Genomic DNA, 24,547 nt, shown 5'->3' with positions numbered 1-24,547 from the left:
CGGTCAAGGCAACGGACCGCGGCGGGTCACGTCACGGCGTCCCACCGGCGGGGGCCGCGTCGTCCGGCAGCGCGGCGAGCCGGTCCGCGAGGCCGCGGGTGGTGGCGTCGTCCGCCCCCAGGATCCGCGCGCAGTCCGCGAGGATGCGCGCGTACCCGGCCCGGTTCCGCCGCGGGGCGTCCCGCTCGGTCGACTCCGCCCACCCGGTCAGGAACGAGGCGACGTTCTTCTTCACCCGGGCCTCGTCGGAGGCGTCGCCGAGCGCCCGGAACTCCTCCAGGGCCGCCCAGGACGCCGTCAGCGCCCCCTCGATCAGGCCGGACTGGGCCAGCGCCGCGGCGAGGTTGGTGAGCGTACGGGCCCGGCCGTGGCGGTCGCCCGCCGCCGCGAACCGTTCGACCGCCTGCTCGTAGGCGCGGACGGCGTCCGTCCACAGCCCCGCCGCGACGAGCGAACTGCCGAGGTTGGACAGCACCGGGCCCTGTCGCGGGTGGTCGGCGGGCAGGTCCGCGCTGGCCTGCCGGCCCAGGTCGATGGCCTCCGTCAAGTCGCCGTCGTAGCCGCCGCGTTCGTAGCGGATGCGCAGGGCGCTGCTGAGGCTGGCGAGTGCCGCGGCGCGCTGCGGGAGGCCGGGCGGGATGTGCACCGCCGCCTCCCGGCCCAGGAGGATCGCCTCGTCGAGGTCGTCCCAGTGGCCGGTGAGTTCGGCCCGGGCGTGCAGGGCGCCGATCAGGTTGGGGACGACGGCGCTCAGTCCGGGGTGGCTGCCTTCCGGGAGGTGGGAGGTGTGGGCCGCCTGGGCGTCCCGGAAGCAGTCGATGGCGGCGTCGAGGTCGGCCGGGGCCGCGGTGAGTTGGAACCGGACCATGCGGATCAGGCCCAGGTTGGACAGGATGGTGATGCGCAGCGCTCCCGGCGGCGTGGCGGTGAGCACCGCGTTGAGTGCGGCGATCGCCTCGTCCGTCTCCGCCAGCCCCTGGCGCGGCTCGCGCGTGGCCTCCAGGATCTTCCCGGCCCGCAGGGCGGTCGCCGGATCGATCCCGTGCTCACCGCTCATCGTCCCGCCTCCTCTTCGCCGTGCCGCTGGCCGAGCACCGAGGTGATCCAGATGCGCGCCAGCCCCTCATCGTAGAACTCGATGGTCTCCGTGCCCCGTTGGACCCGGATGACCACCGGTGGGTCGCGCTGCGGTGGTACCGAGGGGGCCGGCGCGGGCGGTGCGGCGGCGGGTTCGGCCGGCGGGTGGACGTGCACCCCGCCGTTGATGGCGCCGGCCTGCACGGTGGGGCCGAGGAGCTGGGCGTGGCCCTCGACGACGTTGCCGCCGCCCGCGGTGGCCGGTGCAGGGCCGTCGGGGCCGTCCGGGGCGGGTGGTTGCGGCCGGGTGGTGCGGTACCACAGCAGCTCCCACCACTGGGCGGAGCGCGGCAGGTGGGCGCCGTCGCTGGCCTGCCGGGCGAAGCCGTCCAGGAGCTCGACGAAGACCAGCAGGACCGCGCACGAGACGGGGGCCGCGCCCTCGTGGAACCAGCCTCGGACGCTCGACGGCGTCGGCCAGTGGCTGACCGGCAGCCGTCCCTGGGACAGCTCGACGAGCTTGTCCACGGCCGGACTTCCGGCCGCGCGGTACAGCTGCCGGAGCTCGTGCCCGAGGTCCGCTGCCCCTTGCTCCACCTGTTCGACTTCCCCCTGAGGACCGTGCGCGCTCCGACGAGGCTCCCCGGCGCGAGCCGCGTGAGGGGTCCAGGCTAGCCGCTGCGGTGGGGACGGCTCCCGGCACCTCGGGGGTGGGGTGCGGGACGCCGCCGACGCTCACACGGCGCGCTCCCGTCCTTCCCAATACGGGGCGCGCAGCCGGCGCTTGTAGAGCTTGCCGTTGGGGTCGCGGGGCATGGCGGTGGTGAAGTCGACGGAGCGGGGGCGCTTGTAGCCGGCCAGTTGGCGGGTGCAGTGGTCGAGGATCTCGGCGGCGAGTTCGGGGCCGGGCCGGTGGCCGTCGGCGGGTTCGACGACGGCCTTGACCTCCTCGCCCCAGTCGTCGTGCGGGATGCCGAAGGCTGCGGCGTCGGCGACGGCGGGGTGGGCGAGGAGCACCGACTCGATCTCGGCGGGGTAGATGTTGACCCCGCCCGAGATGATCATGTCGATCTTGCGGTCGCGGAGGAAGAGGTAGCCGTCCTCGTCGAGGTAGCCGAGGTCGCCGACGGTGAAGAAGTCGCCGATGCGGTTCTTGCGGGTCTTGTCCTCGTCCTTGTGGTAGCTGAAGCCGCCGGTGGTCATCTTCATGTAGACGGTGCCGAGCCGGCCGGGCGGCAGGCGCTCGCCGTCGTCGTCGAAGACCGCGAGTTCGCTGATCGGCCACGGCCGGCCGACGGTGCCGGGCTTCTTCAGCCAGTCCTCGGCGGTGGCGAAGGCGCCGCCGCCCTCGCTGGCCGCGTAGTACTCCTCGACGCAGCCGCCCCACCAGTCGATCATGGCGCGTTTGACGTGGTCGGGGCAGGGGGCGGCGCCGTGGATGGCGTGCCGCATCGCCGAGACGTCGTAGCCGCCGCGGACGTCTTCGGGGAGGGCGAGGAGCCGGTGGAACTGGGTGGGGACCATGTGGGTGTGGGTGCAGCGGTGCCGCTCCATCAGGCGGAGCATCTCCTGAGGGGTCCACTTGTCCATCAGGACGACGCGGTGGCCGATGTGCAGGGAGGCGCCGGCGAACTGCAGCACGGCGGTGTGGTAGAGCGGCGAGCAGACCAGGTGGACGTTGTCGTCGAACGGTCGGATGCCGAAGATGCCGAGGAAGCCGCCGAGGTGGGTCTCCTCGGGGGGCTTGCCGGGCAGCGGGCGGCGGATGCCGCGGGGGCGGCCGGTGGTGCCGGAGGTGTAGTTCATCACCCAGCCCAGCGTCCGGTCCTCCGGCGCGGACTCCGGCTGGTCGTCGAGGAGTTCGCCGTAGGGGCGGAAGCCGGCGACGGTGCCGACGGCGTAGCGCCGTTCGGATGCCAGGCCCGCCTCGTCGGCGGCCTGCCGGGCCGCGTCGCCGAACCGCTCGTGGGCGATGAGCACCTTGGCCCCGGAGTCGGCGACGATCCAGGCGATCTCCGGCCCGACCAGGTGGTGGTTGACGGGCACGAGGTAGAGGCCGGCCTGGGAGGCGGCGAGGTAGGCGGTGAAGAACTCCACGCCGTTGGGGAGGACGACGGCGAAGGCGTCGCCCCGTTCCAGCCCGGCCGCGCGCAGGCCGTGGACCAGCCGGTTGGTGGCGGCGTGCAGGCGGCCGGCGGTCCACTCCTCGCCGTCCGGGGCGATCAGGACCGTCCGGCCGGGGTCGGCGGTGGCCTGGGCCCAGAAGCCGTTGGGGGTGTCGGTCATGGTCGGTTCCTCCTCAGGCGGTGGCGGATCGGCGGGTCAGGCGCGGCCGGCGATGCGGTTGATCCGGTCGATGGCCCGCTCGAAGCCGCGGGTGAGGTCGTCGAAGACGGCCTGGACGCTGCGTTCGCTGGTCATCCGGCCGACGATCTGGCCGACCGGGGTGCCGAGCAGCGGCTCGACCTCGTGCCGCTGGATGCGGGAGTTGGCCTCGGCGACCAGCAGGCCCTGGAGCGGCATCGGGAGGGGGCCGGGACCGTCGGGGTCGTCCCAGGCGTCGGTCCAGGCGGTGCGCAGTTGGCGGGCGGGCTTGCCGGTCAGGGCGCGGGAGCGGACGGTGTCGCCGGGGCCGGCGGCCAGGAGTTTGGCGGTCAGCCGCCGGGAGTGCAGGTCGGCCTCCTCGGTGGTGAGCCAGATCGAGCCGAGCCAGACGCCCTGGGCGCCCAGGGCGAGCCCGGCCGCGATCTGCTCGCCGGTGCCGATCCCGCCGGCGGCGAGCACCGGCAACGGATCGACGGCGGCCACCACTTCCGGGGTGAGCACCATGGTGGCGATCTCCCCGGTGTGGCCGCCGGCCTCGTACCCCTGGGCGACGACGACGTCGATGCCGGCGGCCTTGTGGTGCAGCGCGTGGCGCGGGCTGCCGGCCAGGGCTGCGACCCGGACGCCGTGGTCGTGGGCGCGGGCGATGACGTCGGGCGGCGGGGAGCCGAGGGCGTTGGCGAGCAGTTTGATCGGGTAGTCGAAGGCCACGTCGAGTTGGCTGCGGGCGACCTGCTCCATCCAGCCGGTGATCCGCCAGCCGGACGCCTCGCCGGCGGCGAGCGGCGGCACGTCGTAGGTGTCCAGGAGCCCTTCGACGTAGCGGCGGTGCTCCTCGGGGATCATCGCCTCGACGTCGGCCTCGGTGACCCCTTCCACCTTCGTGGCGGGCATCACGACGTCGAGGCCGTAGGGCAGTTGGTCGGTGTGTTCCTGCATCCAGTCGAGGTCCCGGGCCAGTTCGCCGGGTGCGGTGTAGCGGACCGCGCCGAGCACGCCGAAGCCGCCGGCCCTGGTGATCGCCGCGGCGACCGCGGGGAAGGGCGTGAACCCGAAGACGGCGTGTTCGACTCCCAGCGCGTTGCTCAGCTCCGTCTGCATGGGCGCAGGATGCCGTAGCGCGTCGTACGAGGGAAGAGATTTTCTGATGCTACGTCAGAAACTGGTCGCCGGGCCGCCGCTCGCCCGGCGAGCCCCGTCCTCAGCCCTCTTCCAGGACGGCCATCGCCGCGTTGTGGCCGGGGATGCCGCTCACCCCGCCGCCACGCAGCGCGCCCGCGCCGCACAGCAGGACGTTGGCGTGGTCGGTGGCGACGCCCCAGCGGGCGGCGGCGGTGGCGAGGTCGGCGGTGTCCTCGGCGTACGGGAAGGCCAGCTCGCGGTGGAAGATGTTGCCGCCCAGCAGGCCCAGTTCGCGGTCGAGGTCGAGGGGGCTGCGGGCCTCGACGCAGGGGCGGCCGTCGGCGTCCTCGGCCAGGCAGTCGGCGAGCGGTTCGGCGAGGTGGGCGTCCAGCTGGGCGAGGGTGGCGGCCAGCAGCCGGTCCCGGGTGGCCGGCTCCTCGGCGGTGTCGGTGGCGAACAGCCGGGCGGGGGCGTGCAGCCCGAAGAGGGTGAGGGTGTGGTAGCCCCGGCGGACCAGGTCGGCGCCCAGGATCGAGGGGTCGGTCAGCGAGTGGCAGTAGATCTCCGACGGGGGCGAGCTCGGCAGCCGGCCGGCCGCGGCCTCCCGGTGGGCGGTCTCCAACTGGGCGTACCCCTCGGCGACATGGAAGGTGCCGGAGAACGCCTCGCGCGGGTCGGTGCGCGGGTCACGGAGCCGGGGCAGCCGGGTGAGCAGCATGTTCACCTTCAGCTGGGCGCCCTCGGCGGGCGGCGGGGCGGGATCGCCGAGCAGCCGGGCGAGTTCGCGGGGCGCGGCGTTGACCAGCACGTGGCGGGCGGCGACCGTGCCGTGCCCCTCCGTGGTGACCTCCGCGGTGCGGCCGTCGGTGGCGAGGGCGGTGACCGGGCAATCGGTGACGAGTTCGACACCGGCCCGGCGGGCGGCGTCGGCGAGCGCGTCGGTCAGGGCGCCCATCCCGCCGAGCGGGACGTCCCAGTCGCCGGTGCCGCCGCCGATCACGTGGTAGAGGAAGCAGCGGTTCTGCCGGAGCGTCGGGTCGTGGGCGGTGGTGAAGGTGCCGATCAGCCCGTCGGTGAGGACCACGCCGCGCACCAGGTCGTCGTGGAAGGCCGCCTCGATCGTCTCGCCCAGGGGGCGTTCGAAGAGGGCGTGCCAGGTGGCGTCGTCGTCGACCCGGGCGCGGAGCGCGGCGCGGGTGGGGAGCGGTTCGGTGAGGGTGGGGAAGACCCGTTCGGCGAGCCGGCGGGTGGTGCCGTAGAAGTCCTCCCAGGCGGCGTACTCCCGGGCGGATCCGGTGAGTTGTGCGAAGGAGGCCCGGGTGCGGTCCGCTCCGGCGCCGACCAGCAGGCCGGTCGGGCGCCCGGCACGCACCGTGGGGGTGTACGAGGAGACGGTGCGCTTGCGGACCGCGAAGCGCAGCCCGAGGTCCCGGACGATCTTCGGGGGCAGCAGGCTCACGAGGTAGGAGTAGCGGGACAGCCGGGCGTCGATCCCGGTGAACGCGCGGGCGGAGACGGCGGCGCCCCCGGTGTGGTCCAACCGCTCCAGCAGCAGCACGGTGCGCCCGGCGCGGGCGAGGTAGGCGGCGGCCACCAGCCCGTTGTGGCCGCCACCGACGATGACGACGTCGTACGAAGTCCGTTCCGGCATGCCCCTTGAGTAGCACGGGGGGCCGGTGGCCGCCAGGGAGGAAACGCGCGGCGGCAGCGGAATGAATCGTTTGTTCCGGGCGGTGCGGCTTCTTGACCGACCGTCAGCTGACTTCTAGCGTCCCGCGGTGCGCGCCCTGGAACCGCCCCGTCGGCCGTTCGTCCCGGCCGACCCACCTACCACGTGAGGTGACCCGTGTCCCATCCGTCGGTATCCCGCATCGGCCGCACCCTCGCCGGACTCACCGCCGTCACCGCCTGCTCGGCGGGGCTGCTCTCGGCCACCACCCCCGCCTCCGCCGACCCCTCCCACACGCCCGCCACCCGGGCCGCGTCCGGTTACCCCAACCTGGCGCCGACGCCCCCGATGGGCTGGAACAACTGGTCGTACTACCAGTGCGGCGGCCTCAACGAGCAGGTCGTCCTGGACAACGCCCGGGCGCTGGTCCGCAGCGGGCTGGCGCACAAGGGGTACCGCACCGTCACCGTCGACGACTGCTGGATGACCAAACAGCGCGGCCCCCAGGGCGAGCTGGTGACGGACACCTCGAAGTTCCCACACGGCATGGCCTACCTCGGCCAGGAACTCCACAAGATGGGCCTGAAGTTCGGCATCTACGAGGACGTCGGCACGCTGACCTGCGGGAAGTTCCCGGGCAGCTTCGGCCACTTCGCGCAGGACGCCAAGCTCTTCGCCAGCTGGGGAGTGGACTACCTCAAGGCGGACGGCTGCAACGTGCCGGTGCCGAAGGGGCAGACCAAGGAGCAGGTGTACCACGACCTGTACGCGCAGCAGAGCCGCGCGCTCCGGGCGACCGGGCGGCCGATCACCTTCTCGATCTCCGCACCCGCCTACTTCCAGTTCGCCGGGGACGCGGTCTGGCACCGGGTCATCGAGTGGTCCGCGCAACTGGGCAACCTGTGGCGGGGCGGGGCGGACATCGCGGTGCAGCAGAGCACCCCGGCCGCGAAGTGGGCCTCGATCGCCGGCAACTTCCGCTACAACGCCAACCTCGCCGACCTCCAGCGCCCCGGCCGCTGGAACGACCCCGACTTCCTGCTGGTCGGCGACTCGGGGCTGGGCCGCCACGAGATGCAGAGCCAGATGTCGCTGTGGGCGATGATGGCCGCGCCGCTGATCTCCAGCACCGACCTGGGGAAGCTCTCCCCTCAGGCGCTGGCGATCCTGGGGAACCGCGAGGTGATCGCGGTCGACCAGGACCCGCTGGGCGTCCAGGGCCACATCGTGCAGCAGGACGGGGACGCGGCGGTACTGTCCAAGCCGCTGCGGAACGGCGACCGGGCAATCGCGCTGTTCAACGGGGGCAGCACCACCCGCACGCTGTCGATCTCCGCGGGCGCGGCCGGGCTGCCGACGGCCCACTCGTACCGGCTGCGTGACCTGGTCACCGGGCGGACCGTGCGGACCGCCCGGACGCTCATCGCCCGCGACGTCCCGCCGCACGCCACGGTGCTCTACCGGGTCCGTCCGGAGCGCTGATCCCCGGGCCGCCCGCGGCCCGCTACCGCCGGTGCGCGGCGCGCTCCTGGCGCAGTGCCGCGACCCGGCGGTGGAGGGCGTCCGCCTCGGCGGTCCGGCCCAGCCGCGCCAGGCACTGGGCCTGTTCACCGCGGCTGGCCAGCGCGTCGAGGTGGGCGGCACCGAGCGTGCGGGCGCGGGCGTCGGCGACGTCGCGGTAGGCGTCCAGCGCCTCGGCCCAGCGGCCGAGCCGGCCCAGCGCCACCGCGACCTCCCGGCGGCTGGCCAGGGTGTCGGGATGGTCGGCGCCGAGCACCCGGGCCCGGGCGGCGGCGACCCCGTGGGCCTCGGCGAGCGCCTCCGGCCAGCGGTCCAGGCGGCCGTAGTTGACCCCCAGGCCGTGTCGGGCCCGCAGGGTCTCGGGGTCGTCCGGGCCCTGGGCGCGGGCGCGGGACGCCACCAGGTCGCGGTACTGGGCCAGCGCCTCCGCGCTGCGCCCCAACCGGCCCAGGGCGACGCCCGTCTCGTAGCGGGCGGCGAGGGTGTCCGGGTGGTCCGGGCCCAACGCCGCGGCCCGCCCGGCGGCCACCTCCTGATAGGCCGTCAGCGCCTCCGGCCACCGCCCCAACTGCCCGGAGACGAAGGCATGCTGCCAACGGGTGGCGAGGGTGTCGGGGTGGTGGGGGCCGAGCACCCGGGCGCGGGCGTCGGCGACCTCGCGGGCGGTGGTCCGGCACTCCTCCAGGCGGCCCAGCCGGCCGAGCCCCACCACGAGGTGGTGGCGGCAGACGAGGGTGTCGGGGTGGTCGGGGCCGAGCAGCCGCTCCCGGCCGGCCAGCACCTCGCCGAGGATTTCCTGGGCCTCGAAGTGCCGGCCGGCCCGGGCCAGCGCGTCGGCGTGCGTCAACCGGACGGCGAGCGTGCCCAGCAGGGCGTGCTGGTCGCCCGACGGAGCCGGCCGTTCGGGACCCAGGGCCGGGGACGCCTCGCCGCGCAGCGGGTCGCCGAGGCCGGTCCAGACGTCGGTGAGGACCGCGACGGCCCGGTCCACCGGGGCGCGTCGGGGCGGTCGGCCGCCGACGGCCGGCGGACCGGCGGTCAGGCCGCGGGTCCAGGCGGGCAGTCGTGGGGCGGGCACCGTCAGGTCCTCCGGCGCCGGGCCGGTGCCCCGGTGGGCGCGGGGGTGGCGGGCGTCGGCGAGGCGTTTGGCGAGTTCGTCGGCGTCCCGCGGGCGGTCGTCCGGGTCCTTGGCGAGCAGGTCGAGGACGACCCGCTGGTACTCCTCGGGGAGGTCGGGCCGGACCGCGCGCGGCGGCTCGGGCGGGGTGTCGCGGTGGCCGACCAGTACCGCCCAGGCGTCGCCCTGGGCGAACGGCGGGGCGCCGGTGGCGATCTCGTAGAGCACGCAGCCGAGGGAGTACAGGTCGCTGCGGTGGTCGACGGTGCCGCCGCCGATCTGCTCCGGCGACATGTAGTGCGGGCTGCCCATGGCGATGCCGGTGCCGGTGAGCCGGGCGGTGAAGCCGATGTCGTGGCCGAGCCGGGCGATGCCGAAGTCGCAGATCTTGACCGTGCCGTCGGTGGTCCGGACGATGTTGGCCGGTTTCAGATCGCGGTGCACCACGGCCTGTTCGTGGGTGTAGGCGAGGGCCGCGGCGATCTGTTCGGCGATCTCGATCACGTCCGGGACGGGCAGCGGCTGGCGCCGGTTGTCGTCCAACAACTGGCTGAGGTTGCGGCCGGTCAGCAGTTCCATGACGAGGAAGAGGATGCCGCGGTCCTCCCCGAAATCGTGCACCACGGTGATCCCGCGATGCTGGAGCGCCGCGGCCACCCGGGCCTCGCGGCGGAACCGCTCGCGCAGCACCCGGTGGAACCCCGGCTCCTGCCGCTGCCCCATCGGCTTGAGGCACTTGACGGCGACCAACCGGCCCAGCGCCTCGTCCCGGGCCCGCCACACCTCCCCCATGCCGCCCCGCCCGATGGTGTCGAGCAGCCGGTACCGCCCCTGGATCAGCCTGTGCTCCGCCATCCCGATCGCCGCCCCCGCTCCCGCGTTCAGCCGCGTGGATCCCCCTGTGTGTCGTGCCCGTCCAGTATGGCGGCGGAGTCGCGGAGCTTGAAGGTCCCCGGGCGCGCGGCGGGCCCGAGCCGGGCCACCGCCCGCAGGACGTGCCGCGGCGGCAGCCGCCAGCGGAGCGCGGGCGGTACGGCCCGCAGCAGCCGGCCGGCGGTGCGCAGCCGGCGGGTGGTGGTGGCGGGCGGCGGCGCCGGGCGGCCGTACAGCCGGTGCGCATAGCCGGGCAGGGTCGCGTACGCCAGGTCGGCCACCGGTCGCCAGAGCAGGGCGCGGGCCGGGACCAACGGGTCCGGGACCGGTGGGCGGCGCAGGAAGGCGTCGACCTGGTGGGCCTCGTCGGTGCCCGCGAGGTCCGGTCGGATCCGCTCGAAGTAGGCGGCGAGCGCGTCCCGGTCGCCGGGGACGGTGTCCGGGTCGAGGCCGACGAGCCGGGCGCTGGTGCGCTGTTCGTCGAGGTAGCGGTCGGCCTGCCGGTCGGTCAGCGGGTAGCCGGAGCGGCGCAGCACCTGGAGGTAGGAGTCCACCTCGGCGCAGTGCACCCACCGCAGCAGCTCCGGTTCATCGATCCGGTAGCGCGCGCCGGTGGCCGGGTCGGTGGCGGTCAGCCGGCGGTGGCGGCCGCGGACCGCGGCGCCGGCGCGCTCGGCGGCGTCGGTGGAGCCGTAGCTGAGGGTGCCGACGAAGTCGGCGGTGCGCATCAGCCGTCCCCAGGCGTCCCGCCGGCCCTGCGCGTCCGGGCGGAAGGCGGCCGAGTTCTGTAGGACGCCGCGCACCGCGCGCGGATGCAGCGCCTGGAGGTAGAGCGCCCGGACGCCGGCGATCCACATCATCGGGTCGGCGTGCAGTTGCCAGGTCACCGAACGGGGCCCGAAGAGCCCCGGATCGCCTGCCATCGCCGTCGCGCCTCCTTTGGACGGTCAGCGCCGTACCCGGGGCATGCCGAGGCCGATCCACGAGATGATCTCGCGCTGGATCTCGTTGTTGCCGCCGCCGAAGGTGAAGATGACCGAGGAGCGGTAGCCGCGTTCCAGTTCGCCGTGGAGCACCGCGCCCGCCGAGCCCTCGGTCAGCGGTCCGGCCGCGCCGGCCACCTCCATCAGCCAGGCGTAGGCGTCCCGTCGGGCCTCGGAGCCGTAGACCTTGACCGCCGAGGCGTCCTGCGGGGTGAGCGTGCCGCGGTGGAGCGCGTCGACCATCCGCCAGTTCAGCAGCTTCATGGCGTCCAGTCTGGTGTGGGTGCGGGCCAGCCGCCCGCGCACCCAGCCCAGGTCGATGACCCGGCGGCCGTCGGCGAGCTTGGTGCCGGCGGCCCAGCGCTGGACGTCGTGCAGGGCGCGGATGGCCATGGTGCCGTGGGCGGCGAGGGTGACCCGTTCGTGGTTGAGCTGGTTGGTGATGATCCGCCAGCCCTTGTTCTCCTGGCCCACGCGGCGGGTGGCGGGGACGGTGATGTTCTCGTAGTAGCTGGCGGTGGTGTCGTGCGACGCCAGGGTGTTGATCAGGGTGCAGGAGTAGCCGGGGTCGCTGGTGGGGACCAGGAGCATGGTGATGCCCTTGTGGGGTGGGACGCCCTCTTCGACGGGGCCGGTGCGGACCGCCAGCCAGACCCAGTCGGCGGTGTCGCCGTTGGTGGTCCAGATCTTCTGGCCGTTGACGACGTAGTGGCCGCTCTCCTCGTCGCCCTCGCGCACCGCGCGGGTCTTCAGGGCGGCGAGGTCGGTGCCGGCGTCCGGTTCGCTGTAGCCGATCGCGAAGTCGAGCTCGCCGGAGAGGATCCGGGGCAGGAAGTACGCCTTCTGCTCGTCGGTGCCGTACTGCATGAGGGTCGGGCCGACGGTGTTCAGCGCCATCAGCGGCAGCGGCACCCCGGCCTGGGCGGCCTCGTCGAAGAAGATGAACTGTTCCATGGGCGTCATCCCGCGCCCGCCGTACTCCGTGGGCCAGCCGACGCCCAGCCAGCCGTCGGCCCCGAGCCGACGCACCGTGTCGCGGTAGAAACGCTTCTGGGCGGCCGGGTCGGCGTACCGGGCATAGGCGTTGTCCGGTACCAACGCGGCGAAGTACGCCCGCAGTTCGGCGCGCAGCCGCTGCTGTTCCGGGGTGTAGTCCAGGTGCACGGCCCCTCCACCAGTCGTCCGGTCGACTCGTCCCGGCACCGGCGGCCGTCATGCGTGCTGACGGCCCGTCGGATTCCGGGATCGGGGGCACAGTAGAACGCGTTCCAGTAATACGGAAGGGCGGTGACGGCTCCGGCCCGGACACCCGAAGGGCCCGGCGCGCCCCTGGAGGGGTGTCGCACCGGGCCCCGACCCGGAAACCGCCGCGCCGGGCGGCCGGGTTCAGCCGGCGTGCTTGGCGGCCTCGCCCGCCCGGGCGCGGTCGCGCTCGCGCTCGCGCTGTCCGTCCTTGCAGTACTTCACGAAGCCGGTGTTCGACACGTGCTTGGCCGAGATCCAGCTCCGCCGGCTCCCGCGGATCAGGTACCAGACCTCGTTGCCGCGGATGTTCTGGGCGCGGACCTTGCAGACGAGGTAGACCCGGGCGCGGTTGCGGAGGTACCCCTGCGAGGCGGAGTCCGTGCTCGGGTACTCGCGCTCGTTCATCCCACGGGCGGCGGTGATGGTGCCGTACGAGTCGCCCGGGCTGGCCTGCATCTGGGGCTGGGGCTGCGGGTCCGCCTGTGCCGGAGCCGCTACGAGCAGCGTCGCCCCCAGGGCGACGGCCGTGGTCAGTGCGCCCGCACCGGCTGCGAGCTTCTTGCCTCGGGCCACGAGGACGTCGGTCGTGGACATAGGGGTCTCCATTTCTTGACGCGCGATGCGTGCCGCGCAGTGCCACCCAACGGTGCGATGCGGACATTACGCGCAAAGGCCCCAAACAGTGTGGTGAAACGACGACTGCACGGCCGATCGTGTGACGTCGTGTGGGGCCGGTGGGCGAAGGAAATCACCCGCTCCCCGGCGCGCCGGTGCGTGCGGTCAGCCTTCCGTACCCGCCTGGTGGATGCCGAAGACGGCGCCCTGCGGATCGCGCACCATGGCGATCCGCGGGCCGTCCGGGACGTCGGTCGGCGCCATCAGCAGCATGCCCCCGGAGTCGGCGGCCCGCGTCGCGGTCCCGTCGACGGACTCCACCGCGAAGTACGGCAGCCAGTGCGGCCGGACGTCCTCCCGGTCGCGGTCCTGCACGGTGCTCATCCCGCCGAAGTCGGCGCCCTCGATCCCCCACTGGGCGTACGTGCCATGGGACCTGACGGACCATCCGAAGATCCGGGAGTAGAAGGCCACCGCGGTCTCGGGGTCGCCGGTGGCCAGCTCCACCCAGCCGAGCGCACCGGGCTCGTTGAGCAGCTCCGCGCCGGCGAACGAGCCGGCCTGCCAGACCGCGAAAGCCGCGCCCTGCGGATCGGCGAACACCGCGAACCGGCCCATGTCGAAGACGTCCCGCGGGTCCACCAGCACGCTGCCGCCGGCCTCGGACACGGTCGTGGCCAGCGCCTCCGCGTCCCGAGTGGCGAAGGTGACGGTCCAGGCCGTCGGCTGGCCCGCCGCGTAGAGCGGGGTCGCCGCGGCGACCCTGGCGTCACCCGCCGAGAAGATCGTGTAACCGCCGGCCCCGGCCCGCGGTTCGGTCGCCGGGTGCCATCCGAAGACCTCGCGGTAGTAGATCGCGGCGGCGGCCACGTCCGAGGTGCCCAACTCGACCCAACACGGCGCACCGGGCGTCGGCTCGGTGATCTTCACGCGCTGCTCCGTCCCTCGGCGCCACGGCCGGCCGGGCGGCGCACCGGACCGCGCCGCCCCCGGCTCCCGTGCTGCCGATCGTGCGACGGGCGGTGCGGGCCCGCAACCCGGCGCGGCGGCGCGGGTCAGGGCAGGTGCGGGTGCGGTTCCCGACGGCGGAACGGGCGGTGGGAGCGGCGCGGGGCGTCCGGCGGGAGGGCGGCGGCCAGGTCGCGCGCGGCGGCCCGGGCGGCCGTGGTCGCGCGGGGGAAGAGCGCCGCCTCGTACGCGCGCACCGCCCGGTCGGGGTCGGTCTGCCAGGTGTGCGCCTCGACGAGGTTCCGGGCCAGCGCGCAGCCGTCCGCCAGCGCCAGGTCGACGCCCGGGCCGGAGAGCGGCGCCATCAGGTGCGCGGCGTCGCCGAGCAGCGTCAGGCCCGGGGTGTGCGGCCAGACGTGCGGCACCGGCAGCGCGAACAGCGGGTGGCTCGCGAACCCGCCGTCGCTCTCCCTGAGCAGCGCCAGCAGGCTTTCGTGCCAGCCCGCGAACCCGGCCAGCAGGGCGGCCCGGACCGCCGCGGTGTCGGTGGTGCGCACCCCGGCCCCGAGCGCCCAGTCCTGGGAACCCCGGAAGGCCGCGTAGAGCCGGATCCGGCCGCGGCCGTCGCGGCGGGCGAGCAGGCCCCGGCTCCCGGACAGCGCCATCATGGTGCCGCGACCGACCAGCCGGGCCGACCGCGGGTGCCGGGTGTCGACGTCGTCGAGGCCGGCCTCGACGAACGTGACGCCGCAGTAGTGGGGCTCGGCGTCGGACAGCAGCGGGCGGACCCGGGACCAGGTGCCGTCGGCGCCGACGACCAGGTCGAAGGCGGCCGTCCCGCCGTCGTCGAAGACCGCCCGGTGGCGGCCGCCGCCGCACGGGTGCAGCGTCCGCAGGTGGCTGGCCCAGTGAACGGTGCCCGGCGCGAGCGCCGCCACCAGCAGGCGGCGCAGCGCGCTCCGGTCGATCTCGGGGCGGTCCGCTTCCGGGCCCGGCGCCGGGAGGTCCCGGTGGAGCACGGCGCCGGTGCGGTCGAGCAGCCGGACCTCCTGCCCGGCGGGCCGGGCCGCGGCGCGGAACGCCCGTTCCAGCCCCGCCACCCGCAACGCCGCCAGCCCGGTCGCCGCGCGCAGGGTGACGGGGCCGCCCGGCCCGCCCCGCGTCGGGCCCGGGTCCCGTTCGAAGACGGTCACCGGCACCCCGTACCGCTGGAGGATCCCGGCGCAGACCAGCCCGCCGGGGCCGGCCCCGATGATCGCGATGCGGAAGGCGGTGGCGGGCATGGCACGGCGCTCCTCGGCTGGTGCTCGGTCCGCGGCCCGTCCCGTACGAGCGGGACCGTCCTGCCTACCAGCGGAGCACAGCGGGCCCGCCCGCGCGATCGGTGCCGGGCGCCGGACCGACCGGGATCACGCCGGCAGGGCCCGCAGCAGCACCAACGAGCCCTCCAGCGAGGGGCGTTCGCGCAGCGCGCCGTGTCGGGCGTCCCAGGTGCCGTCGGCGAGGTCGCGGCGCAGGGCGTCGGCGAAGCGGTCCCGCACCGGCGCGTCGACGAAGCTCCAGGCCGAGCACGCCTGGCGGGCGGCGGGGTCGAGGAGGCGCTCGGGGCGCCCGTAGTACGCCTCGTTGAAGCCGTCGGAACAGTCCAGGGGGATCGGGACCGGCGTCACACGCACCGTGCCGCCGAGAGCGGCGGTCAGTGCGTCGACCTCGGGGTAGCGGCGGGCCTCGGTGTCCAGCACCTCGGGGCAGTAGTCGTGGAGCCAGAAGTCCCGCACCCGCTGCGGATCGCAGGTCAGCACCACGACCGGGCCGGTCGCCACCCGGCGCAGCTCGCGCAGCCCGGCCGCCGGGTCGCTCCACTGGTGGACGCTGAACGTGGTCATCGCGGCGTCGAAGGAGTCGTCGGCGAAGGGGAGCCGCTCGGCGACCGCGTCGATCGCCGGGGCGAGGTGCGGCGGCCGCTGGGCCCGCATCGCCGCGGAGGGCTCGACGGCGGTGACGTCGAGCGAGACCGCTTCGTAGGAGCCGGCGCCCGCCCCGACGTTCACGACCGTGCGGGCGGTGCCGAGGGCCTGGTGGATCAGGGCCGCGATGCGGGGGTCGGGCCGGCGGTGGTCGGCGTATCCCGCACCGATCGCGCCGTAGTCGACGTCCCCGGCGCTGCCGTCGTCCGCACGTACGTTCACGACCTGAACGTATCAACGGCGGGGTGGCGCGGGCGGGGGTTTGAGCAAAGGGGCGGCGGGCAGCGGACCGGCGCAGGATGGAATCACCAGGAGGAGGTCCACGAGCATGGCCGGAGGAACGACGGGTGACGGGCCGGGGCCCGTACCCAGCACGCCCCACCCGGTACCGCGCGACCCGGGGACGCCGGACCCCGAGCGGGAGCCGGCGACGGAGCCCGAGGAGCCGGCCGGGGAGCCGCCTGAGGAACCGCCCGGCAACCGCCCCGACGAGCACCCCGAACCGCCCGAGCCGCCCGACTGAGCGCAGCCCGGCCGCCGACGGACCGTCCGGTTGCAGCCGCCGCGCGCCCGGCGCAAGGTGGGAACGACCCGTGCCCGGCCGCGCCCGGCCACGGCCGTCGGCCGCCTCGGGGACGCCGGACCGATGTCGGGAGAAGAAGACGACATGCTGCTGCCGGACAAGTCCGTGCTCGTCGACCTGCTGCGGCGCTACCGCGTCTGGGAACGCGTGGTGCTCGCCGATCCGCACGATCCGGCGGCCCGCCGCCAGTTGGAGGACCTGGCCTACACGCTGTGCGTGCTGATGGGCCGGCGCACCGTCCACGAGGCGATCATCGAGGCGGAGCGCTACCTGGCGGCCGGCCGGACCGTGCCGCGGACCGCCGACCGGCGCAACGGCTAGCCCGCTCCGCGGCGGCACCGCGCGACATGAGGAGCTGACTGTGGCACACACCCGGGCCCGGACGACCACGGCCCCCTCGGCGGCCGGCGCGGCGGACGCGGCCGCTCCGCTCGACGCGGCCGAGCTGAGCGCCCTCGACGCGCACTGGCGGGCCGCCAACTACCTCGCCGTCGGGCAGATCTACCTGATGGCCAATCCGCTGCTGACCGAGCCGCTGCGTCCGGAGCACATCAAGCCCCGGCTGCTCGGCCACTGGGGCACCTCACCCGGCCTGAACCTCGTGCACACCCACCTCAACCGGGTGATCAAGGCCCGCGACCTGGACGCGCTGTGCGTCTGGGGGCCGGGGCACGGCGGCCCGGCGGTGCTGGCCAACTCCTGGCTGGACGGCACGTACACCGAGACGTACCCGGACGTGACCCGGGACCGGGCCGGGATGGCGGAGCTGTTCCGGCAGTTCTCGTTCCCGGGCGGGGTGCCCAGCCACGTCGCGCCCGAGACCCCGGGCTCCGTCCACGAGGGCGGCGAACTGGGCTACTCCCTCACCCACGCCTACGGGGCGGCCTTCGACAACCCGGAGCTGCTGGTCGCCTGCGTGATCGGCGACGGCGAGGCGGAGACCGGGCCGCTCGCCGCGTCCTGGCACGCCACCAAGTTCCTGGACCCGGTGCACGACGGGGCGGTGCTGCCGATCCTCCACCTCAACGGCTACAAGATCGCCAATCCGACGGTGCTGGCCCGCATCCCCGAGGACGAACTCGACGCGCTGCTGCGCGGCTACGGACACGAGCCGCTGCACGTCACCGGCGACGACCCGGCGGCGGTGCACCAGGCGCTGGCCGCGGCCATGGACCGGGCGCTGGACCGGATCGCGGCGATCCACCGCCGGGCCCGCGCCGACGGCGACGCCCGACGCCCGCACTGGCCGGCGATCGTGCTGCGCACCCCCAAGGGCTGGACCGGTCCGCGCGAGGTGGACGGGCACCCCGTCGAGGGCACCTGGCGCGCCCACCAGGTCCCCCTCCCCGGGGTCCGCGAACACGCCGACCACCGGCACGAGCTGGAGCGATGGATGCGCTCGTACCGTCCGGAGGAGCTGTTCGACGAGGCGGGGCGGCCGCGCCCGCAGGTGTTGACGTGCGTGCCCCAGGACCGGCGGCGGCTGGGTGCCTCGCCGCACGCCAACGGCGGGCTGCTGCTGCGCGACCTGCCGCTGCCACCGCTCCAGCGGCACGCGGTCGAGGTCGACAAGCCCGGCACCGTGCTGCACGAACCGACCCGGGTGCTCGGCGGGCTGTTGGCCGACGTCATGACGGCGACGGCCGAGCGCCGCGACTTCCGGCTCGTCGGCCCGGACGAGACCGCCTCGAACCGGCTGGACGCCGTCTACGAGGCCACCGGCAAGGCGTGGCAGGCCGCCACGCTCCCCACCGACGAGCACCTGGCCCGCGACGGCCGGGTGATGGAGGTGCTCTCCGAACACCTCTGCCAGGGGTGGCTGGAGGGCTACCTGCTCACCGGGCGGCACGGGCTGTTCGCCAGCTATGAGGCGTTCGCGCACATCGTGGACTCGATGGTCAACCAGCACATCAAGTGGTTGAAGACCGCGCGCCAACTGCCCTGGCGGCGGCCGGTCGCCTCCCTCAACTACCTGCTCACCTCGCACGTCTGGCGGCAGGACCACAACGGCTTCTCGCACCAGGACCCGGGCTTCGTCGACCACGTCCTCAACAAGAGCCCCGAGGTCGTCCGGGTCTACCTCCCGCCGGACGCCAACACCCTGCTGACCGTGGCCGACCACGCGCTGCGCAGCCGCGACCACGTCAACGTGATCGTCGCCGGCAAGCAACCCTGCTTCGACTGGCTCACCCTGGACCAGGCCCGGATGCACTGCGCCCGCGGCGCCGGCGCCTGGGAGTGGGCGGGCACCGAGACCGGCGAGCGCGCACCGGACGTGGTGCTGGCCTGCGCGGGGGACGTGCCCACCCAGGAGACGCTGGCCGCCGCCGACCTGCTGCGACACCACCTGCCGGAGCTCGCGGTGCGGGTGGTCAACGTCGTCGACCTCGCCCGGCTGCTGCCCGCCGAGGTCCATCCGCACGGAATGCCGGACTCCGAGTTCGACGCCCTGTTCACCCGGGACAAGCCGATCATCTTCGCGTACCACGGCTATCCCTGGCTGATCCACCGGCTCTGCTACCGCCGCGCCGGCCACCAGCACCTGCACGTGCACGGCTACAAGGAGGAGGGCACCACCACGACGCCGTTCGACATGGTCGTCCGCAACGACCTCGACCGGTTCCGGCTGGTGCTGGACGCGGTGGACCGGGTGCCGGGGCTGGGCGTGCGCGCGGTGGCGCTGCGGCAGGCGATGACGGACGCCCGGATCCGCCACCACGCCTGGATCCGGGAGCACGGCACGGACCTGCCGGAGGTCGCGGAATGGACCTGGACCGGCGGGTGAGCGCCACCGGCACCCCGTTCGGGCACCCGCTCCGCAGGTGACGTGACGTCAGGTCGGGTGCGCGGTCGCCGGTGCCGGCCGCCGGCACGGCCCGTGCGGACCGGCTCGGGAGGTGGCCGGCGCGCCGTCCTCCTAGCATGGAACGGCACCGAACCGCACCACGAAGGCGGCTCCCCCATGCGCCCCACCGCGAAGTTCTCCCTCAGCTTCGGCCTGGTCACGATCCCGGTGGCCGCCTACAACGCCACCGACCCCACCGCCGCGGTCAGCTTCGTGCGGATCCACACGGCCGACGGCGGACGGGTGCGCAACCAGCCCGTCTGCTCCCTCGAAGGCACCGAGGTCTCCCCCGACGAGATCGGCCGCGGCTACCGCACCGACGACGACGCCGTCGTCCCGCTGACCGACGACGACCTGGACGCGCTGCCGCTGCCGACCGCCAAGACCCTCACCATCCTGGCCTTCGTGGCGGGCGGCGACATCGATCCGCTCCAGATGGGCAAGGGCTACTACCTGGGCGCCGACGGGCCGGCGGCGGCGAAGCCGTACGCCCTGCTGCGGGACACGATGGAGCGGCACCAACGGGTGGGGCTGGGCAAGATCGCCCTGCACGGCCGGGAGACCCTGGCGATGATCCGGCCGGTGGCGGACGTGCTGGTGATGCAGGTCCTGCTGTGGCCGCACCAGATCCGCCCGATGACCGGCGTCCTCCCGGAAGGGGAGGTGAAGGTCGCCGCCAACGAGGTGCGGGCCGCCGAGACGCTGATGGACTCCTTCGGCGAGCTGTCCGAGGACGACGTGCACGACCACTACCGCGAGGCCCTGGAGGAGATCGTGGCGGCCAAGCTCGCACACCGCGAGCCGGCGTTCGAGGCGGGCGAGGAGCGGCCGGCGGGACAGGTGCACGACCTGATGGCGGCGCTTCAGGACAGCGTGCGGGCGGCACAGCGGGCCCGCGGCGAGACCGAGGGGACGCGGGGGACGCAGGGCGCCGACGGCACGGCCGGATCGGGCGGCGGGGCGCGGCCGGCCGGCCGCACGGCGACGAAGACCGCGCCCCGGAAGTCCACCGCGGCCCGGAAGACCGCCGAGCGGCAGCCCGCGAAACGGACCGCGGCCGGCACCACGAAGGGCGGGACGGCGGCGAAGAAGTCCACGGCGGCCAAGCGCACCGGCACGAAGGGCACCGGCACGAAGGCCACGGGCAGCGGGAAGGGTGCGGAGAAGACCGCGGGGACGGCGCGCGGGAAGGCCGCGGCCAAGCAGACCACCGGCCGCGGGCGGAAGGCGGGCTGAGCCCCGCGGGGCCGCTCAGCGGCAGCCGCTGCCCCCCACCGGCAGCACGCCGTCCAGCAGGAACCCGTCCACCTTCTGTCGCACGCACGGGTTGCCGGAGGTGTACGCGGCGTGGCCCTCGCCGTGGTAGGTCAGCACCACACTGGAGTTGCCCAGCGCCCGGGCCATGTGCGCGGCGCCCTCGTACGGCGTGGCGGGGTCGCGGGTGGTGGCGACGAGCAGGGCGGGCGGCGCGTCGTGCGCGGCCACCTCGCGGGAGGAGTCGTCGCCCGGGGCCGGCCAGCCGTAGCAGTCCAGCAGCGTCGGGGCGATGTCCGGGCCGAAGAGCGAGGATGCCTGGGTGAGTTCGCGCACGGCGCGCGGGTAGTCGGCGGGCCCGTAGCGCTCGGAGGTGTCCCGGCAGCTGATCGCCCGGAGGGCCAGTTGGTCCTGGGCGGGCAGCGCCGCGGTCGGGCCGCGTACGGGACGGCCGCCGACCCGGCCGGTGCCGCTGCCGCCGCCGCTCAGCTGGAGGATGCCGGTGGCGTCCCCCTGGCGCAGCTGCGCCAGCGCGTTCCGTAGCGAGGGCCAGCTGTCGCGGCTGTAGAGCGCCTCCCGCAGCGCGTAGACGTAGGTCGTGCCGTCCACGTCCGTGCCCTGCGCCGCAATCGGATGGTCTGTCAGTTTCTTGTACCAGTCGGTGAGTTGGCGTTCGGCTCCGGTGGCGTTCGACCCGAGCGGGCAGCCGCTGGTGCGGACGCAGTCGGCGGCGAAGTCGTTGAGCACCCGCTGGAAGCTGCCCGCCTGGGCGACCGCGGTCTGCCAGGTGTTCTTGGTCGGGTCCTCGACGCTGTCCAAGACCAACCGGCCGGCGTTGCGCGGAAAGAGGTGGGCGTAGTTCGCGCCGAGCCGGGTGCCGTAGGAGAACCCGAGGTAGCTGAGCTTGCGGTCGCCGACCGCGGACCGCAGCACGTCCATGTCCCGGGCGACGTTCGGCGTGCCGAGCCAGGGCAGGAGCGCGCCGGAGTACCGGCCGCAGGCTTCGTTGATGCGCTGCTCGTCGGCGGCGAGGCCGGCCGCGCCCGAGCCGCCGGCCGGGGTGTAGCCGGTGCCGCAGGAGACCGGTTCGGTGTGGCCGGTGCCGCGCGGGTCGAAGCTCACCAGGTCGTAGCGCTGGCCGAGGTGGGCGAAGCCGTCGCTGTTGCCCATGAGGTAGTTGACGCCTGAATCACCGGGGCCGCCGGGGTTGATGACGAGCGAGCCGAGCCGCTTGCCCGGCCCGGTCGCGGGCAGCCGGACCATCTGGACGCGCAGCGTGCCGTTCTCCGGGTGGGCGTAGTCGCGCGGCACGTCAAGGCGGGCGCACTGGAAGCGGCCGGCGGCGGTGGGCGGCGCGGTGGTGGCCGGCGTCGCCGAGCCGTGGCCGGACGCAGTGGTGCCGGGGAAGCCCGCCGGGCAGGGTTGCCAGGCCGGCCGCTGGGCGTAGAACGGGTCGAGGGCCCCTCCGCCGGCCGCCACCCGCGGACCGGCGAGGGAGACCGGTGCCGGAATCCCCACCAGGGCGCCGGCCAGTGCACCCGACGCCAACACCGCTAGGGCTCCGCGAAGACCCGGCATACCCCGAGGGTAGGACCGCGGTCCCGAACGGGCATCCGGACGCCGGAGCCCCCACGGGCCGCACGGGCGGGACGGGGAAGGGAGGGGCACCGCATACCCCGAGGGGGTAGCGAGGCGCCGACCTTCCACCCCGATCAGCTCCCGACAGGGACCCCTCCTCCCTCGACCGCGACACACTTGAACAACTCGTTCACCGCAATCCATTGACAACGCCTCACACAAGTCGGCATCCTGACGCCATGTCAGCGACCTCGGAGCAGCCTCAGAAGTCCCAGCAAACCCAGCAGCCCGACCAACCGACCGCCCCGACCGACCCGTTCACTCCCCCGGACCCCGGCCGGGCCCGCGCGCACCGCGCCCACGCCGCCCTCTTCCGGATCGCCGAGCGGCACGCGGCCACCGACGAACAGCGGCGGCGGCAGGTGCACCCCGCCTTCGTCAGCCCGCACGAGGCCGTCCGGCTCGTGTCGTTCCTGCTCAGCGGGGCCGCCCTGCTCCAGGACGGCGAGCCGGAGGTGGACCGCGCGGACGTCACCGCCGCGCTGAGCCTGGTCCCGATGGTGCGCGGGGAGATGGACGAACTGGAGGCCGGTCTCCTCCAGATGGCCCGCGGCCGTGGCATGACCTGGCAGGAGATCTCCTTCGGCCTCGGCCTCGGCACCCTCCAGGCGGCCCGCCAGCGCTACGAGCGCCTGGTCGGCCGCACCGCGACCGACCCCGGAGCGGGCTGAGGACCGTGGCGGACGCCCCGCCCCGGAGGTAGTCTCCGCCGATGTCCGAACTCCTGCCGCCGCTGCCCGCGGGCTACCGGGCCAGTCCGACCACGGCCGACGACCTGGCCGCGGTCCACCGCCTGGTGGCCTCCTGCGAACGCGCCCTCCACGGAAGGGCGGAGACCGATCCCGGCGGCATCGCCGCGGACCTGCACCGTCCGGGGCTGGACCCGGCGCGGGACACCCTGCTCGTCCACGACCAGGCGGGCCGACTGGCCGCCCGGGCCTGGGTGGACCGGCGTTCGGAGGTGGACGTCCATCCCGCCCACCGGGGCCGTGGACTGGGCGCCGCCCTGCTGGATTGGGCCGAGGTCCGGGCGCGCCAGGTCGGGAGCGCCGGGATCGTGCAGACCGTGCCGGACGACGACACCGCCGCCGTCGCCCTGCTGCGTTCGCGCGGGTACCAACCCCTGGTGCGCTCCTGGCAGTTGGCGTACGCCATGCCCGAGGAGCCGGTGGTGCCCGCGCCCCCCGCGGACCTCACGGTCCGGCCGTTCCGCCCCGGCGACGAACGCGCGGCCCACCGCCTCATCGAGGACGCGTTCGCCGCGTGGCAGCCGCGCCGCAAGTCCTACGCGGAGTGGGCCCGGCACACGGTCGAACGGCCCGCCTTCGCCCCTGGCCTGTCGTCGCTGGCCTTCGCCGACGGCCAACTGGTGGGCGCCGTCATGTCGTTGGACCTCCCGGAGACCGGCGAGGGCTACGTCGAGCAGGTCGCGGTCCGCCCCGACCACCGCAACCGGGGCATCGCCCGCCTGCTGCTGCGCCACGCCTTCCGCGCCTTCCACCGGCACGGCAGGCGGCGCTGCACCCTGTGGACCCATTCGAACACCGGCGCGCTCGAACTGTACCTGCGGGTGGGCATGACGGTGGTGCGGAGCTCCACGGTCTTCCGCAAAGGGCTGGCGGAAGACGGACCCGGCGCCGGGCCGCCGGCCTAACCGGGCGGCGTGCGCCGCTGCGCCCAACTCGGCCGCCACGTCTCGATGTCGGGGTGGTCGACGGGCAGCGAGGCGAGGTGGTCGCGGAGCGCGGTGAGCCCGGGGTGCGGGTTGTCGCCGCGCCAGAGCAGCGAGTGCGGGTACACCGGCGTCGGTCCGTGGATCGGGATCCGCCGCAGGTCGTGGCCGTCGGGCCAGACGAGCGGGGTCCGGCGGCCGAAGAAGGTCGCCAGCGTCGCGGAGTCCGCGAGGGCGTCGAGGAGCGCCTCGATGCCGAAGTCCGGTCCGATCGTGTCGAGGGTCAGGCCGAAGGCGGCGGCCAGATCGTCGTAGTAGGCACGCCACTCCGTGCCGGGGGCGGCGCCGGGCATCCAGATCCGGTGCCCGGCGAGCTGGGCCGGGGTGACCGCGGGGGCGGCGGCGAACCGGTGGGCCGGGCCGACGCACAGTTGGAGCGGCTCGTCGAAGACCGGGGTGGCCCGGACGTCGTCGGGCAGTTGGCCGCCGGGCCGGGTGACGGCGCGGAAGGCGGCGTCGATCGCACCGGCCCGGACGGCGGCGACCGCCTCGTCGGCGTCGGAGAGCGTGACCACGTCGAGGGTGATGGCGGGATGCGCGCGGTGGAAGTCGCGCAGCAGCCCGGCCGTCGCCAGCCGCCGGCCGACCACGTCGACGCGGAGCGCGCGGCTGCCGGGCCGGACGGAGGCAGCCGCCCGCTCCTCGGCCTGGACGAGGGCCCGGGCGTGCGGCAGGAACGCCTGCCCGTCGATGGTGAGGACGGCGCCCCGCGCCGTCCGGGTGAACAGGCGCACGCCGAGTTCGCCCTCCAGGGCGCCGATGCGCTTGGAGACGGCCTGCTGGGTGAGCGAGAGGTCGACGGCGGCCTTCTGGAACTGCCCCGTCTCCGCGACCGCGACGAAGGTCCGCACAGCTTTGAGGTCCACGGCCGCCACCCTACATACACAACAGTTCGTTGTGGCACGCCGATGTGGCGGTTGTTTGATCCGCCGCACGGAGGGCGGCTTGGATGGCGGTCGTCAACGGGGATCCGGACTGCACTCCAGGGAGTGTGCAGTACAAACCGGTAGGTCAGCGGCGCGCAGACGTGCGT

The 24,547-nt window shown here is 74.6% G+C and carries 21 protein-coding genes; 7 read left to right on the top strand and 14 right to left on the bottom strand.

The window, feature by feature from the left end; genetic code table 11:
* Window positions 1-31: 31 nt before the first annotated feature.
* The 5 genes from ACLJT4_RS29255 to ACLJT4_RS29235 all read right to left on the bottom strand — a co-directional run bounded on the left by ACLJT4_RS29255 (window position 32) and on the right by ACLJT4_RS29235 (window position 6,175).
* Window positions 32-1,057: a tetratricopeptide repeat protein gene (locus tag ACLJT4_RS29255; protein ID WP_411126766.1), complete on the bottom strand. Its 1,026-nt coding sequence runs from the start codon at window positions 1,055-1,057 to the stop codon at window positions 32-34.
* The gene (locus tag ACLJT4_RS29250) at window positions 1,054-1,674 is read right to left on the bottom strand and encodes a hypothetical protein (RefSeq protein ID WP_411126764.1); all 621 of its coding nucleotides are present in this window, start codon (window positions 1,672-1,674) and stop codon (window positions 1,054-1,056) included. Before ACLJT4_RS29250 ends, ACLJT4_RS29255 begins: the two co-directional genes overlap by 4 nt.
* A 138-nt stretch (window positions 1,675-1,812) precedes the next feature.
* Window positions 1,813-3,363 (bottom strand): acyl-CoA synthetase, encoded by a 1,551-nt coding sequence (locus ACLJT4_RS29245; protein ID WP_411126762.1) that lies wholly within the window; start codon window positions 3,361-3,363, stop codon window positions 1,813-1,815.
* A gap of 36 nt (window positions 3,364-3,399) precedes the next feature.
* On the bottom strand, window positions 3,400-4,503 hold the full coding sequence (locus ACLJT4_RS29240; protein WP_411126760.1) for an NAD(P)H-dependent flavin oxidoreductase: 1,104 nt from the start codon (window positions 4,501-4,503) through the stop codon (window positions 3,400-3,402).
* Window positions 4,504-4,603: 100 nt separating this feature from the next.
* Window positions 4,604-6,175, bottom strand: a complete 1,572-nt coding sequence (locus ACLJT4_RS29235) for a phytoene desaturase family protein (RefSeq protein WP_411126758.1) — start codon at window positions 6,173-6,175, stop codon at window positions 4,604-4,606.
* A gap of 195 nt (window positions 6,176-6,370) precedes the next feature.
* Between ACLJT4_RS29235 and ACLJT4_RS29230 the strand changes: the two genes are divergently transcribed.
* Window positions 6,371-7,675: a glycoside hydrolase family 27 protein gene (locus ACLJT4_RS29230; protein ID WP_411126756.1), complete on the top strand. Its 1,305-nt coding sequence runs from the start codon at window positions 6,371-6,373 to the stop codon at window positions 7,673-7,675.
* A 22-nt stretch (window positions 7,676-7,697) separates the two neighbouring features.
* Here ACLJT4_RS29230 and ACLJT4_RS29225 read toward each other — a convergent pair whose 3' ends face one another.
* The 7 genes from ACLJT4_RS29225 to ACLJT4_RS29195 all read right to left on the bottom strand — a co-directional run bounded on the left by ACLJT4_RS29225 (window position 7,698) and on the right by ACLJT4_RS29195 (window position 15,684).
* On the bottom strand, window positions 7,698-9,686 hold the full coding sequence (locus ACLJT4_RS29225) for a protein kinase domain-containing protein (protein WP_411126754.1): 1,989 nt from the start codon (window positions 9,684-9,686) through the stop codon (window positions 7,698-7,700).
* Between the two features lie 26 nt (window positions 9,687-9,712).
* Window positions 9,713-10,627, bottom strand: a complete 915-nt coding sequence (locus ACLJT4_RS29220; RefSeq protein ID WP_411126752.1) for an oxygenase MpaB family protein — start codon at window positions 10,625-10,627, stop codon at window positions 9,713-9,715.
* Window positions 10,628-10,651: 24 nt separating this feature from the next.
* Entirely contained in the window at window positions 10,652-11,851 is a 1,200-nt protein-coding gene (locus tag ACLJT4_RS29215; protein WP_016573817.1) for an acyl-CoA dehydrogenase family protein, read from the bottom strand.
* Between the two features lie 222 nt (window positions 11,852-12,073).
* Window positions 12,074-12,526 carry an SH3 domain-containing protein gene (locus ACLJT4_RS29210; RefSeq protein ID WP_411126750.1) on the bottom strand — a complete coding sequence of 151 codons (453 nt, stop codon included), beginning with the start codon at window positions 12,524-12,526 and terminating at the stop codon, window positions 12,074-12,076.
* A gap of 186 nt (window positions 12,527-12,712) precedes the next feature.
* The gene (locus ACLJT4_RS29205; protein ID WP_411126748.1) at window positions 12,713-13,477 is read right to left on the bottom strand and encodes a VOC family protein; all 765 of its coding nucleotides are present in this window, start codon (window positions 13,475-13,477) and stop codon (window positions 12,713-12,715) included.
* A 125-nt stretch (window positions 13,478-13,602) separates the two neighbouring features.
* Window positions 13,603-14,778, bottom strand: a complete 1,176-nt coding sequence (locus ACLJT4_RS29200) for an FAD-dependent oxidoreductase (protein WP_411126746.1) — start codon at window positions 14,776-14,778, stop codon at window positions 13,603-13,605.
* 126 nt (window positions 14,779-14,904) lie between these two features.
* Window positions 14,905-15,684: a class I SAM-dependent methyltransferase gene (locus tag ACLJT4_RS29195; RefSeq protein ID WP_411126744.1), complete on the bottom strand. Its 780-nt coding sequence runs from the start codon at window positions 15,682-15,684 to the stop codon at window positions 14,905-14,907.
* Window positions 15,685-15,790: 106 nt separating this feature from the next.
* On the opposite strand from ACLJT4_RS29195, the gene ACLJT4_RS29190 reads away from it, so the two are divergent.
* The 4 genes from ACLJT4_RS29190 to ACLJT4_RS29175 all read left to right on the top strand — a co-directional run bounded on the left by ACLJT4_RS29190 (window position 15,791) and on the right by ACLJT4_RS29175 (window position 20,126).
* Window positions 15,791-15,985 (top strand): hypothetical protein, encoded by a 195-nt coding sequence (locus ACLJT4_RS29190; RefSeq protein WP_233659638.1) that lies wholly within the window; start codon window positions 15,791-15,793, stop codon window positions 15,983-15,985.
* A 123-nt stretch (window positions 15,986-16,108) separates the two neighbouring features.
* Window positions 16,109-16,366, top strand: a complete 258-nt coding sequence (locus tag ACLJT4_RS29185; RefSeq protein ID WP_411126742.1) for a DUF5133 domain-containing protein — start codon at window positions 16,109-16,111, stop codon at window positions 16,364-16,366.
* A 40-nt stretch (window positions 16,367-16,406) separates the two neighbouring features.
* On the top strand, window positions 16,407-18,830 hold the full coding sequence (locus ACLJT4_RS29180) for a phosphoketolase (protein ID WP_411126740.1): 2,424 nt from the start codon (window positions 16,407-16,409) through the stop codon (window positions 18,828-18,830).
* Window positions 18,831-19,007: 177 nt separating this feature from the next.
* On the top strand, window positions 19,008-20,126 hold the full coding sequence (locus tag ACLJT4_RS29175; protein WP_411126738.1) for a Ku protein: 1,119 nt from the start codon (window positions 19,008-19,010) through the stop codon (window positions 20,124-20,126).
* A gap of 15 nt (window positions 20,127-20,141) precedes the next feature.
* On the opposite strand, the gene ACLJT4_RS29170 is transcribed toward ACLJT4_RS29175, so the two are convergent.
* Window positions 20,142-21,722: an alpha/beta hydrolase gene (locus ACLJT4_RS29170; RefSeq protein ID WP_411126736.1), complete on the bottom strand. Its 1,581-nt coding sequence runs from the start codon at window positions 21,720-21,722 to the stop codon at window positions 20,142-20,144.
* Between the two features lie 239 nt (window positions 21,723-21,961).
* On the opposite strand from ACLJT4_RS29170, the gene ACLJT4_RS29165 reads away from it, so the two are divergent.
* Together ACLJT4_RS29165 and ACLJT4_RS29160 are read left to right on the top strand one after the other, a co-directional pair.
* Window positions 21,962-22,453 (top strand): DNA-binding protein, encoded by a 492-nt coding sequence (locus ACLJT4_RS29165; RefSeq protein WP_411126734.1) that lies wholly within the window; start codon window positions 21,962-21,964, stop codon window positions 22,451-22,453.
* Window positions 22,454-22,494: 41 nt separating this feature from the next.
* Window positions 22,495-23,436: a GNAT family N-acetyltransferase gene (locus ACLJT4_RS29160; protein ID WP_411126732.1), complete on the top strand. Its 942-nt coding sequence runs from the start codon at window positions 22,495-22,497 to the stop codon at window positions 23,434-23,436.
* Here the strand turns inward: ACLJT4_RS29160 and ACLJT4_RS29155 are convergent.
* On the bottom strand, window positions 23,433-24,380 hold the full coding sequence (locus tag ACLJT4_RS29155; RefSeq protein WP_411126730.1) for a LysR family transcriptional regulator: 948 nt from the start codon (window positions 24,378-24,380) through the stop codon (window positions 23,433-23,435). The genes ACLJT4_RS29160 and ACLJT4_RS29155 overlap by 4 nt on opposite strands.
* Window positions 24,381-24,547 lie beyond the last annotated feature (167 nt).

Source organism: Streptomyces sp. x-19 (assembly GCF_046549115.1).
GTDB lineage: Bacteria > Actinomycetota > Actinomycetes > Streptomycetales > Streptomycetaceae > Streptomyces > Streptomyces albulus_C.
The sequence above is the reverse complement of the archived record's forward strand: the minus strand, read 5'-3'. Positions and strand labels throughout refer to the sequence as shown.